The organism is Limnochordia bacterium, assembly GCA_023230925.1.
GTDB lineage: Bacteria > Bacillota > Limnochordia > DUMW01 > DUMW01 > JALNWK01.
On sequence record JALNWK010000002.1, the window covers coordinates 34985 to 47950 of the forward strand.

Annotated in this window: 12 protein-coding genes; 2 read left to right on the forward strand and 10 right to left on the reverse strand. The window is 50.0% G+C overall.

The features are described from left to right. Positions 1–41: 41 nt before the first annotated feature. Positions 42–545: a DUF3794 domain-containing protein gene (locus M0Q40_00615; GenBank protein ID MCK9221123.1), complete on the forward strand. Its 504-nt coding sequence runs from the start codon at positions 42–44 to the stop codon at positions 543–545. A gap of 44 nt (positions 546–589) precedes the next feature. Here M0Q40_00615 and ftsY read toward each other — a convergent pair whose 3' ends face one another. From ftsY to M0Q40_00630, 3 genes are all read right to left on the reverse strand, one after another. After that, a complete protein-coding gene (gene ftsY / locus M0Q40_00620) occupies positions 590–1492 on the reverse strand; it encodes a signal recognition particle-docking protein FtsY (protein MCK9221124.1) in 903 nt (300 codons plus the stop codon). 154 nt (positions 1493–1646) lie between these two features. After that, on the reverse strand, positions 1647–5180 hold the full coding sequence (gene smc, locus M0Q40_00625) for a chromosome segregation protein SMC (GenBank protein ID MCK9221125.1): 3534 nt from the start codon (positions 5178–5180) through the stop codon (positions 1647–1649). A gap of 108 nt (positions 5181–5288) precedes the next feature. Continuing rightward, positions 5289–5981 carry a sigma-70 family RNA polymerase sigma factor gene (locus M0Q40_00630; GenBank protein ID MCK9221126.1) on the reverse strand — a complete coding sequence of 231 codons (693 nt, stop codon included), beginning with the start codon at positions 5979–5981 and terminating at the stop codon, positions 5289–5291. Positions 5982–6270: 289 nt separating this feature from the next. Here M0Q40_00630 and M0Q40_00635 point away from each other — a divergent pair, with 289 nt between their 5' ends. Next, positions 6271–6891, forward strand: a complete 621-nt coding sequence (locus M0Q40_00635) for a hypothetical protein (protein ID MCK9221127.1) — start codon at positions 6271–6273, stop codon at positions 6889–6891. A gap of 3 nt (positions 6892–6894) precedes the next feature. On the opposite strand, the gene rnc is transcribed toward M0Q40_00635, so the two are convergent. From rnc to plsX, 7 genes are all read right to left on the reverse strand, one after another. Then, positions 6895–7608 carry a ribonuclease III gene (rnc, locus tag M0Q40_00640; GenBank protein MCK9221128.1) on the reverse strand — a complete coding sequence of 238 codons (714 nt, stop codon included), beginning with the start codon at positions 7606–7608 and terminating at the stop codon, positions 6895–6897. A gap of 16 nt (positions 7609–7624) precedes the next feature. Further along, positions 7625–8866, reverse strand: coding sequence for a beta-ketoacyl-ACP synthase II (gene fabF, locus M0Q40_00645; protein ID MCK9221129.1), 1242 nt, complete (start codon positions 8864–8866; stop codon positions 7625–7627). Between the two features lie 166 nt (positions 8867–9032). Continuing rightward, complete coding sequence (locus M0Q40_00650; protein MCK9221130.1) at positions 9033–9263, reverse strand: acyl carrier protein; 231 nt, start codon at positions 9261–9263, stop codon at positions 9033–9035. Positions 9264–9288: 25 nt separating this feature from the next. After that, a complete protein-coding gene (gene fabG, locus M0Q40_00655; GenBank protein ID MCK9221131.1) occupies positions 9289–10035 on the reverse strand; it encodes a 3-oxoacyl-[acyl-carrier-protein] reductase in 747 nt (248 codons plus the stop codon). Next, on the reverse strand, positions 10032–10958 hold the full coding sequence (gene fabD, locus M0Q40_00660) for an ACP S-malonyltransferase (GenBank protein MCK9221132.1): 927 nt from the start codon (positions 10956–10958) through the stop codon (positions 10032–10034). Before fabD ends, fabG begins: the two co-directional genes overlap by 4 nt. 18 nt (positions 10959–10976) lie before the next feature. Next, positions 10977–11972: a ketoacyl-ACP synthase III gene (locus M0Q40_00665; GenBank protein MCK9221133.1), complete on the reverse strand. Its 996-nt coding sequence runs from the start codon at positions 11970–11972 to the stop codon at positions 10977–10979. Beyond that, positions 11969–12964, reverse strand: a complete 996-nt coding sequence (gene plsX / locus M0Q40_00670; protein MCK9221134.1) for a phosphate acyltransferase PlsX — start codon at positions 12962–12964, stop codon at positions 11969–11971. The genes M0Q40_00665 and plsX overlap by 4 nt, the downstream gene beginning before the upstream one ends. Between the last annotated feature and the right edge of the window lie 2 nt (positions 12965–12966).

Genomic DNA, 12966 nt, shown 5'->3' on the forward strand with positions numbered 1-12966 from the left:
CATATAAATATACTGCGGCAGGAAGAAAGGAGGAATGCTGGTTGAAAAGGACACTGTGCCCTATAAAACCAAAGGTGTGTCAAAAACCACCCTTTACCATTGAGCGGTTCAAGGTACTGCGGGTGATTGGAGAAAAAGTGGCCCAGGTTGTGGAAAGTGGCACCGTAAATCTACCCAACCCAGCGATTAAGGTGGACCGTATTGATATTAACTTGATCAATGTCACCCACGCGGTCTTCCAAAACAAGGTGATCAAACAAGGGCAAATTGACAAGCAGATCTTCTATGTAGATGAAACGGATACTGTAAGGCACGAAGAAGTAATCGTACCCTTTGAGGCTATAATCGAGATACCCGGCGTATCACCGGAGATGGATCTAGAGATCCAAAATCGTTTGCTCTGCTCCGATGTAGTTTTTGAACTACTGACACCAACGGTCCTGCTGGAAAAGGTAGTCCTTGATATCCTCGTTAAGGTCAGCGAATATGTACAGCGGGATTTGCTGGTGGCCCAGTCTAACATCATCAGTACCCGGGTGGTATAAAGCCATAAGGTGGGGGAATGGACTACTATCCCCCACCTGTTTTTTTATGCCTTCTCTGTGGCGAAAAGGGCTTCGACAAAGGCATCGGGACGGAACTCCTGCAAATCCTCCATGGATTCGCCAACCCCGATCAGTTTCACGGGGATCCCCAATTCGTCAGCGATGGAGATTACGATCCCACCCCTAGCAGTACCATCTAGTTTAGTGAGGACTATACCGGAGAGATTTACCGATTGGGCAAAGAGCTTTGCCTGGGAGAGGGCATTCTGCCCGGTGGTCCCGTCCACCACCAGTAGTACTTCCTGGGGCCCTACGCCCAGTTCTCTGGTTAATACTCGCTCGATCTTCGCCAATTCCTGCATTAGGTTCTTTTGGGTCTGCAGACGGCCTGCCGTATCGACAATCAGGTAATCGACACCCCTCGCCTTGGCTGCCTGGACACCATCGTAGACCACAGCCGCAGGATCAGCCCCTTGTTGGTGTTTGATGATCGGAACCCCCACCCGATGGGACCACTCCTCCAACTGGTCAATAGCCGCCGCGCGAAAGGTATCAGCGGCACAAAGCAACACACTGTTTCCCTCCTGCTTCAGTCGGCAGGCCAGCTTACCAATACTGGTGGTCTTTCCCGAGCCATTCACACCAACAACAAGATACACAGTGGTACCCCCGTCGCATTTCGCCAAGGGCGCACTGTGAGTATTTAGAAGCTCAACCAAGGATTCCTGCAGAACCTCACGCAGGGCGGCGGGTTCACTAATCTTCTGCTCCCGCACCTTCTCCTTTAAGTCCTCCATCAACCGTAGGGTAGTATTCACGCCCACATCAGCCATGATTAGAACTTCCTCGAGAGCATCGTACAGGTCATCATCGATCTTGTCATGGGCACCGAGGATTTGTTCTAACTTGCCCACGAATCCGTCCCGGGTCTTACTCAATCCTGTCATTAACCGAGCAAAGAAGCCCTCCTCTTTTTTCCCATCATGCCCTTTCTCTGACTGGCCTTGAGTCTTTGGCTGTGCTTGGGAGGGAGTCTCTTGTTCGGATTTCCTCTTGCCAAACAGTCTCTTGAACATCTAGTCTTCTCCTTTACGTTGGTAATCACGAGGCGGCCTCAGTCATTTTTAAGGAAACAACCTTGGAGACACCAGATTCCTGCATAGTAATCCCATAGAGGATATCCGCAGCCTCCATGGTGGGGGGCCGGTGCGTGATCACTAGAAACTGTACCTTGGTCGCCGACTCCCTCACCAAACGAACGAAACGTTCTAGATTGGCCTCATCCAAAGCCGCATCAATTTCATCTAAGATGCAAAAAGGGGTGGGACGAACCTGCAGTACACTCATTAAGAAGGCAATTCCTGTTAGCGCCCGCTCTCCCCCAGAAAGTAGATTAATATTTTGAATCTTTTTACCCGGAGGACTAACCAAAACCTCAAGTCCTTTAACCGAGTTATCTTCTTCCTCAATCAACACTAAATCAGCGGTGCCCCCATTAAATAGCCTCTTGAATGTCTTACTAAACTCGGTTTTCACCTGATCAAAGGTTTCCATAAACCGCAAATCGCATTCCCTTTGGATTTGGTTGATAAGCTTCTCTATGGAAGACCGGGCGGCCACCAGATCGTGATACTGCTCCGAAAGGAAATCATGGCGTTTCTTCGTCTCATGATAGCGTTCAATGCTGCTGTTATCCACAGATCCAAGGGACCGTAGCTCTTCTTTGAGCCTTAATACCTGCTCCTTTGCCCGGCCCAAAGGCTCCTGTAGGGGCAAGTACCTAGCTGACTCCTCCGGGGGTAACCCGTATTTGTCTTGGAGTTCAGCTTGGGCTTGCTCTAGCCTTAGGCCAAGCTCATTTAACCTAAGATGCAGTTTGTTGACACCTTGCTTTCTGTGCTCAAGTTCCTGTTGCAGTTCCTTGATCCTTGCTTCTAACTGGGCCTGTTGGTCGGCCGCCTGCTGTCTCTTCCCTGCCACATCCTCCAACCACTCTGCGGTGGTCCTCTGTTGCTCTGCCAGTTCGGCGCCACGGCGCTCACATTCGTTTTTCTGTTTCTCTGCGCGGTTGATCTGTTCCTGCAACCCCCGGACTGTGGTAGCACTCTCATCTACTCTCTGTCTTAGGCCATGGAGTCTCTTAGCTTGCCGTTCGGAGTCTTGTTGGCATTTCTCCACCCGTTCGTTTAGCTTAGCCAAATGTACCGCCACTTCCGTAAAGGCAAGATCCAGATCCCCAATTTCCTTCCTTAATTCCCTTTCCTTGGTCTTACCACATTCTAGTTCACCGAGGAGGACTCGGTAGCCATCCTGCACCTCACAAAGCTTACTGCGTAGTGCATCAAAGGATGAGGATAGGACCGACTCCAGTTCTTCCTGGTGGAACCGCTCCTGTCTTTTCTCCTCTTGGTTCTTGCGCAATCGAGCAAGGTGATCTTGGCTAGAGGCCCATTGATGCTGGGCTTCACTTTGCTCAAGAAGAAGACGCTCCCGCCTTTTCCGTAAATCCTCGTATTGTTCCCTTAGTCCGGCCAGTTCCGCCTCCATGTCGGTCTTTTCCCGGGTTAACGCCTCCACAGCCCTTTGGGCCCCATGGACAATATCCTTGGACTCCTCTAGCAATCGCCGTCGGGCAAGAAGCCCTGACTGGTCTTTGAACGGGGTACCTCCGGTAATGGCACCCCCGGGACTAACGTAATCACCATCGAGGGTCACAAAACGTACCCGTCCTTTGATTTGGCCCAAGACTTCCTTGACATATTGTAATGTTTCAACGACCATGACTCTTCCTAGAAGGTATCTGATTACTACCTCATACTCAGGATCAAGTTGGACTAAATCACTTCCTAGCCCAATAAACCCTGGGAATTCCTGAAGGCGGGGTGGTCTTTCCGGTCGGAGAATCTCCAAGGGGAGGAAAGTAGCCCGTCCGTTATTACTAGCTTTGAGATATTCCACCGCCCGTAGAGCTCCCTCCACAGTCTCGGTGACAATGTTTTGGATGTTATTACCTAAGGCTACTTCTAAGGCTGTCTCATACTCTTGGGGAACAGTGATCAAATCACCCACTGTCCCAACAATACCGTGCATACTCGCCTCCAACACAGCGCGTACACCTTGGAAATAACTTGATTGCTGTAGGTCTTTTAGGGTCTGATGACGGGCGCGCTCTCTTTGTAGATATTCTCGGCTCTTTGCTAATCTATCATTGGTTATTTCCAGCTGTTTTTGCAGCTGGCTCATGGAGTTTTCCTGATTTAACAGCGCGTTCTGAGTCTCGCTGAGTTCATTCTGTGTACCCTCCAAGACCTTACCCCAGTGTTCCTCCAAAGCTAGGGCCCCTTTTAGGGAGGACTCCAGTTCTTCCTCAGCCTTCTCTAACTGTTGGAGATACCTTTGTTTTTCCGCTTGGTTAATCTGGGCCGCCTTCAGCTTCTCATGAAGCACCGCTTCTTGATTGGCAAGATCGGTCAGACTCTTTTGCAGATGATCAAGGTTTCTTTCGGTTTCCTGTAGCGCTTGGTATCTTTGGGTCTTGTCATCCTTGATTGCTTTGCTCTGCTTTATGTACTTACTTCTTTCTTCCTCCAGGGAGCGCTGTAATTCTCGGGCTTGGGCCAGCTCGACCTTTAGTTTAGCAAGCTCATCTTGGGCTGTGGCAGAACCACGCTGGCATGCTACAAGCTCGGCTAGGTACCGTTCTTTGCGCTCTTCAATCACACTTATTTCAGCAGAGTTTTTCTCGATAAAAGACCCTAGTTCGTATAGATGAGCTTGGTGCTTTTCATAGGTGGCGGCGTGACTTGCGGCCTGCTGTCTAGTCTCGATGAGCCTTTGGTTGACCTCTTCAAGGCTTGCTTCGGTTTGAGTAGTCAAGGACTCCTCGGTGGCAAGACTCTGTCTGGTTTTCTCCATATCGCTGGAAAGACTATTAATCTGGAAAGCAAAGATCTGCAATTCGGTCTCTTCAAGTTGCTTCTTTAGTTCATTATAGCGCTGGGCCCTTTGGGATTCTACTGCAAGCGGTTCGAGTTGGCGGACTAATTCACTAAGCAGATCCTGGACCCGCACCAATGTATTTCCCGTTTGCCCTAAGCGACGGAGGGCATCGGTTTTTTTCCTTTGGAACAGGCTAATTCCGGCGACCTCTTCTAAGACCAATCTCCGCTCCGCGGGACTGGCAGCAAGAAAGGCATCCACTTGACCCTGCCCAATAATCCCATACCCGTCCTTACCCAGTCCTGTACCCATGAACAGTTCCTGGATATCCCGCAACCGACAGGATTGCCGGTTGATCATGAACTGGCTTTCACCGCTGCGGTAGACAGTCCGGCAGACAGACACCTCGGAAAACTCCGTGGCTAGCTCGCCATCACTATTATCTAGGGTAAGCTCCACCTTGGCCATCCCCAGGGGACGTTCCTGCTTTGTACCAGCAAAAATAACATCATCCAGCTGATCGCCCCGCAAGCTACGCATACTCTGCTCGCCTAGAACCCAGCGGATGGCATCAACAATATTGCTTTTGCCGCTTCCGTTAGGGCCCACAATGGCGATCAGGCCCGGTTCAAAGACCATTTTCACCCGTTTCCCGAAGGATTTAAATCCGACTAATTCCAGGGTCTTTAAATGCATGCTACTCTTCCTGCCCCCAAAACACCAAATCATCTTAATTTTATCATAGATCTAAAGGACAGACCATAATGGGGAGCAGCAACTTATCCCCTGGCAACGGGATGACGACTAAGGAATATCCGCCCAGGTCCAGATACTTAAGTCCTCCCTTTTCCGTACTTGGGTGGGGATCTTGGGGCTAAGCAAGGAACCGTAGTTATCGATCAAACGCCGTAGTTTGATCCAAGATCGGGTCCGGGCATTATCTACAGTTTTAAGATCAAGATCTAAAACCATACTAATCTCGCTATATGTATATCCATCTAGGACTAGCATCGTCACCGTACACTCCAAAGCCGACAGGTGTATACTCAGCAATTCCCTTAGTCTTTCTGTTGTGCTTCTTTCGATAACTACTTGTTCAGGACCTTGTTCATCAAAGGCCACTAGATCACCTAAGGTTCGACTCTGATCATCATTCGCATAATCGGATAAAGACAGTGCTTTGTTCAACAGCTTATGTTTGTTATTATTGCTGGCCTTAAGCACACTATAGATCTTTCGGCGTATGCACAGATACGCAAAGGAACTGAACTTGACCTGAAATGCCTCGGGCCTGTACCGTTTGGCCGCGCTCAACAGGCCAATGAATCCTTCCTGACACAGATCTTCCCAGTCATGAAAAGGGGTATGATACCGAGTGACAATATGGCGGACAAGCCCAGTATACTTGGTTACAAGGTCCTCCGCAGCTTGCTTGTCTCCCTGTTGCACCTTTTCCACTAATTCGAGATCCACCGTCTGGTTACTGTCAAGCTCCATGATCTTGCCTCCCTCACGCCCTATTGCTACATGTATATGCTTGTCTTACCTTTCTATACCTATGATTCACAAGTCAATGTTCATATACATGTTTTAGGTAATAACCGAAGTGGCTTTTGGTGGGACTTTACCAAGAGATGGGCCTTTGTTGTATCCCTTGTTTCACTCAAGTTTACATGTTTTAGGTAAAGGATTCGATGGCGCTTAACTCTAACATTTGGTTACTCGGAGCTGTAACCACTTGATGTATAGCCACTTTTAACCGAATGCTTATGGAGCTGAATCTGCATTGAATGATAGTGAAACACTGCGCAAGATGGCCCGCATCGTGATGCAAAACCCCACAGCAACTGCAAGAGAAATCACAGAGAAAATGGGGTATGCCCAGGAAAAATCCGTCTACTATTGGCTACGGAAAGCCGGCTTCCGAGGGATTGTGGATTTCCGTCAAGCGGTGCTGACCGGGAATTTCCCGCCCCCGGATGATTTTTTTACCAGATTACCGATCGCGACGGATCAGCAGGGAAAGTACATGCGCCGCAGTATCCCTGTCCTAGGAGACTTCTCGAAGTTTGTTGGAGCCGCCCTATCCAAGCTAAGACCCCGTTTTTTCTTGAACTGTCCCGGTGCCATCAGCAAGAACGGCTTTGCACTGATTATGGATCTTCCTGATTATCATCCCGCTGTGCAAAGGGACGATATTATTGCCATCGACCCAGACCAGGAAAGCATCCAGGGAGACATTCTGCTAGTAAGCTCAGTTAATCGTGGTAATCTCTTAGGACATATCTATGGAAAGGAGGAATCTCGCCTTCTGATTTCTCCGACAAATCCGGGATATGCCATTACCTTCAACCAAGAAGGATTTACAGTCTTAGGTAGAGTGGTTGCCCTAATTCGACAGTACTAAGATTTATCTAAATTCCTTAGACCACTGCTCGACTGTCTTCCAGGCCTGCAAAGCAGCGGATTGTTCTGCCGCTTTGCGGCTTCTTCCCATTCCTTCCCCAACTACTTGTGCTTTTACACAAGCCTGGACCGCGTACAGTTTCGCATGATCTGGACCCCATGAAGACTTTAACCGGTACTCCGGTGATACATGATAGTGGGTTTGGGAATATTCTTGTAGGGCACTTTTTGGGTCAAGAAATTGTGTCTTGTCAAGTTTATCAGGAAGATCCTCGTCAAATAATCTAAGCACAAAATGACGGCATGCTTCATAGCCACCATCAAGATAGACTGCAGCAATAACCGCCTCCAATGTATTGGCTAGAAGGGAAGCACGTCTGCGGCCACCGCTTTTGTCTTCCCCTCTCCCAAGCAACAGATATTTTCCGAGGGAAAGTGCCAGTGCATGCCGGGCTAAATTCTTAGAACAGACCAAACTAGCCCGCGCCTTAGCCAGGACGCCCTCATTACTTTCGGGGAACCGCTGGTAGAGATACTCACTTATAATGAGATCTAACACCGTATCTCCCAGAAACTCTAGTCGTTCATTATCTCCTGTAAGTCCTGCCTCATAGCGATAGGAGCTGTGGGTTAAGGCCTGTTGAATCAACTTGCGATCGCGAAAATGGTACTGTATGGACCTTTCTAGTTGTGCAAGGTCACCTATCCGTCGTTGCAAGGGCCGTCTCCCCATTCTACGCTTCATATCGCTTGAATACCAGCACCGCATTGTGACCACCAAATCCAAAGGAGTTGTTCAGAACTACATCCACCTTGGCCGGTCGGGCCTGGTTTGGTACGTAATCCAAGTCACAATCGGGATCATGGGTCTGATAGTTGATGGTTGGCGGCACAATCTGCTCTGTTAGTACCTTTTGACAGACTACGGCTTCCACGCCCCCCGCAGCACCTAGGAGGTGCCCGGTCATCGACTTGGTTGAGCTAACCAATAGTTCGTAGGCCCCTTCACCAAAGACGCTTTTTATGGCGATGGTCTCATAGGCATCATTAAGCTCAGTGGCGGTACCGTGGGCATTGATGTACTGGACATCGCTTGGTTGCAGACCAGCATCATCCAATGCCGCCCGCATGGCCCGGGCTGCGCCCTCTCCCGAGGGAGCTGGAGCCGTAATATGATAAGCATCGGCTGTTAGACCATAGCCAATGATCTCTGAGTATATCTTTGCCTTGCGTTTTTTTGCGTGTTCCAATGATTCAAGCACGAGGATACCCGCACCCTCGCCTAGGACAAACCCATCCCGGCCTTGATCAAAGGGGCGGCTAGCTCCCGCAGGATCATCGTTGCGGGTTGACATTGTTTTGGCGGCGCAAAAACCCGCCATGGCCAGTCGCGTTAATGCTGCCTCGGTCCCTCCGGTGATCATCACATCGGCATCTCCCCGCTGGATAAGCTTGAAGGCATCACCAATGGAATGATTGCTCGATGCACAGGCGGTCACCGTAGTGAGATTTGGTCCCTTGCAATTAAAAATGATCGATACTTGACCGGAAGCCATATTAGGAATCATCATCGGCACGAAAAAGGGACTTACCCGTTCGGGCCCTTTTTCGAGCAAGACATTATGCTGCTCTTCAAGGGTTGCAATCCCGCCGATCCCTGAACCAATTAGCACGCCAACCCGCTCTGACATCTGATCAGTAATGACTAATGCTGCATCCTCTAAGGCCAGCCTGGAGGCCGCTACGGCGAATTGGGAGAACCGATCCATGCGCCTGGCTTCCTTGCGCCCCATAAACTCACTAGGTTCGAATTTATCGATTTCCGCACCAATTTTAGTGGGCAGATCACTGGTATCAATTGAATCTATTAACTTAACGCCGGACTGACCAGCAAGAATTGCCTGCCAAAAAGCCTCAGGGCCTATTCCTAGGGAAGTAACGGTCCCCAATCCGGTAACTACTACTCTTCGTTGCAAACATTTCACCCCCACATGTGGTGAATTCATCAATCACAATCTGGTTAATACTCACCCCAGGATAAATACGCCAAACAAGTCTGATTAAAAACCTTTGAATCAGTTATAAAGGAAAGAATAAATGCAGTTGATGCTGGTCCACCTAGACTGGCGGACCAGCTAGACTTTAGACTCGCTCGTTGAGGTAGCTAACCACATCTTGCACGATTTGGATCTTCTCAGCATCCTCGTCGGAAATCTCAATACCAAACTCATCTTCAAAAGCCATAATTAACTCTACAATGTCGAGGGAGTCAGCATGCAGGTCATCTGTAAAGGATGCTTGCGGAGTTACCGCATCTTCCTCAATGCCTAACTGATCGACAATGATCTCTTTTACCTTCTCAAATACGTCCACAGGTTCACCTCCCCTTGTTGATACTCTAGTTCATTAGCAGCCCGCCGTCGACGTTTAAGACTTGACCGGTTACATAGGCACTTAGGTCGGAAGCAAAAAACAGTACTGCATTGGCCACGTCGACTGCTTGCCCAGTGCGTTGCATGGGAATTTGATCAGTTAAGCGCTTCTTCTGTTCCTCATTTAGCTGTTCGGTCATGGCAGACTCGATAAAGCCCGGGGCAATCGCATTTGCTGTAATGCCCCTACTTGCCACTTCCCTAGCAAGGCTTTTGGTAAACCCAATTACACCTGCCTTAGATGCAGCGTAATTGGCCTGTCCTGCATTACCCATCCGGCCAACAACCGAGGATATGTTAATAATCCTCCCATAACGCCGTTTGATCATCCCACGTAGCACCGCTTTGCTGCAATTGAAAACTCCAGTTAGGTTAACATCCATCACTTTTTGCCACTGTGCCTGAGTCATCCGCAACAATAGACTGTCCTGCGTAATACCAGCATTATTCACTAGGATATCCACTGAGTCCCATGTGTTCTCCACATCAGTAATCAGCTGCTCCACACTAGCCGGGTCTGTCACATCAGCACGAAAACCCTTAATCCGCTGTCCGAAATCCTTTTCAAACTCACTTACTGTCTGCTGCAGAATAGTTTCATCTAGATCACAGATAGCCACCTTACAACCTTCCCCTAGAAAGGTTGCAGCAATAGCCTTACCAAGGCCCCGCGCACCACCGGTAACAAGTGCCACCTTGCCGGTCAGTATCATATTACTACATCCCCTTTCAACGAAGCAAGTAATTTATCCACCCCCGCTGGAGTAAACACCGAGTACACACTTACCTGACGATCGATCCGACGGATAAGGCCTGCTAAAACCTTGCCCGGACCTACTTCCACAAAGACCTTGATCCCTTGATCTACCATGTAGCGAATCGACTGCTCCCACTTTACCGGCGAGGATAATTGAGCAGTAAGCTCATGGGGCAGAAGTGTTGCATCTTCAATGGCCCGGGCCGCGACGTTGCCGACTACTGGAATCTGGGGCTTCTTAAAGGAAGTCTGCTCCAGGTAGGGTGAGAATCTCTTCCCGGCAGAAAGCATCAGGGGAGAATGAAAGGGACCGCTCACCGCAAGGGGCACCACCTTTTTCGCCCCCTCTCCCAACAACTTCTCCGACGCCCCCAAGACCCCACTACTGGTTCCTGAGATGACGACCTGTCCAGGACAGTTGTAGTTTGCTGGCCACACATCTCCTACCTCTTGGCAGACTCGCTCCACTGACTCTGCATCTAGCCCAAGTACAGCCGCCATTGCTCCTTGGGCAGCATCCTCCATAAGGAGGCTTCTCTTTACCACAAGGTCCAAGCAAGCTGCAAAGTCCACAGCTTCTGCTGCAACCAATGCCGAATACTCCCCCAGACTATGCCCTGCCAACAGATCTGGCACAAGTCCCCGCTCTCGAAGCAACTGTACACAGGCTGTTTCCACCGTAAGCAGAGCCGGTTGTGTATACCGAGTCTGGTTCAACCGGTTCCCTGGCCCCAGAAAGCATAGTTCCTTAAGGGAGAAGCCAAGGAATTCATCAGCCTGTTCAAAGATCTCCTGAACCCTACCGCCAACTGCATATAATTCCCACCCCATACCGACATATTGACTGCCCTGGCCGGGAAATACAAAAGCAATACCCATTATGCCTCTCCTCTGCATTTAATACCAACGCACAATCGCTGCTCCCCAAGTCAGGCCCGCACCAAAGCCAACAAGTAGAACAAAATCTCCCGACTGAATTCTACCCTTTTTCCTGGCTTCATCCAGAGCAATAGCAATGGAGGCCGCACTGGTGTTCCCGTAGGCATCCACATTCACAAAGACCCGGTCCTCCGGAAGCTGTAGTCTACGGGCTGCCGCGTCAATGATCCGGATATTGGCCTGATGGGGAATGAATAGATCGATGTCCTCGGAAGAAAGCCCGGCCTTTTTCAGCACGTTCAAGGAAGCCTCATCCATAATCCGGACCGCAAACTTAAATACCTCGTTCCCATGCATGGAGATAGTGTGTCTTTTTCCTTGAACCGTCTCCAAGGATGCCGGATTCCGTGATCCACCCGCTTCCAGGACCAACAGCTCTGCCCCGGAACCATCACTGCCTAGTACCGAGCTGAGAATACCATAACCCTCAGGAACCGGACCTAAAACCGCCGCCCCAGCCCCGTCGCCAAACAACACACAGGTGGAACGATCGGTCCAGTCGACAATTTTACTTAAAGTCTCCACGCCCACCACCAAAACATGATTCATAGCCCGTGCCTCAATCATTGTCGCGGCAGCAGTTAGGCCATAGACAAACCCCGAGCAGCCTGCGGCTAGGTCATAGGCAGCCGCCTTAGTTGCCCCAAGCTTGTTTTGGAGAATAGAGGCAGTGGAGGGAAAGGCATGATCCGGAGTCACCGTGGCGACAATCACCAAGTCCAATTGATCCGCACGAATATTTGCATCTTCAAGGGCGGCCCTAGCGGCCAAGATTGCCAGATCCGAAGAAGCCTGCTCCGGTTCTGCAATGCGCCGCTCTTTAATCCCGGTGCGGGTTGTGATCCATTCATCACTAGTATCCACCATTTTCTCGAGATCTTCATTGGTCAAAACCCGTTCAGGGACAAACCTACCTGTCCCCAAAATGCCGGCCGAACGTATTAGTTCTTTCATTGGCCCACCTTCTCTTCTACGTAGAAAGTTATCAATTGGGGCAAGTTTCCCTCGGCAGTTTGCTTGGCAACCCGCAATCCGTTCATGACCGCTTTGGCATCAGAACGACCGTGGGAGACAATACATACACCATCCAAGCCTAGAAGGGGAGCCCCACCATATTCAGTGTAGTCCATTTTCTGCTTTACCCTGGAGAACACAGGTTTAGCCAAGATTCCACCACATTTTGAGCGAAAATCCCGGGTGAACTCTTCTTTTATGATCGATAAAACCCCTTGGACAAGTCCTTCCGCAGACTTCAATACCGCGTTACCAGTAAAACCATCACAAACCACCACATCGCAGTCTCCTTCAAAGATACGATGGCCCTCTATATTGCCGATGAAATTAAGGCCACTTTTCCCAAGTAGCCCATGGGCTTCCTTCACCACGGCACTTCCTTTTCCGGGCTCTTCTCCTACGTTTAGCAGGCCAACAGTCGGATTAGAGACGCCGAGTACCTTCTCACTGTACAAAGCACCCATAATCGCAAAATGCAGTAAGTGCTTGGGCCTACTATCCGTGTTGGCACCTACATCCACAAGAGTACAGGCACCCTTAGCCGTAGGCATAATCGTACCGATGGCAGGACGTTCAATACCGGACACCTTCCCCCAGGAAAGAAGCGCCGCGGCCATGGTTGCACCGGTGTTTCCGCAACTAACCAAACCAACTGCCTTTCCTTCCTGGACAAGCCTTGCTCCCACCATCAAAGAGGAGTTTGGTTTACTGCGAACCGCCCGAAGGGGAGATTCGGCCATGTCCACCACATCCGGGGCATCCTCTATGGTTAAACCAGCATCGGCACCGTATTGCTCAACCAAGGGTTCTAAGCAAGACCGTCGGCCTACCAGAATCGTCTCGATACCAAGATCATTAGCGGCCATGACAGCCCCTTTTACCTGTTCTTCCGGTGCGAAATCCCCACCCATCGCGTCTAAGGCAATCTTCACAG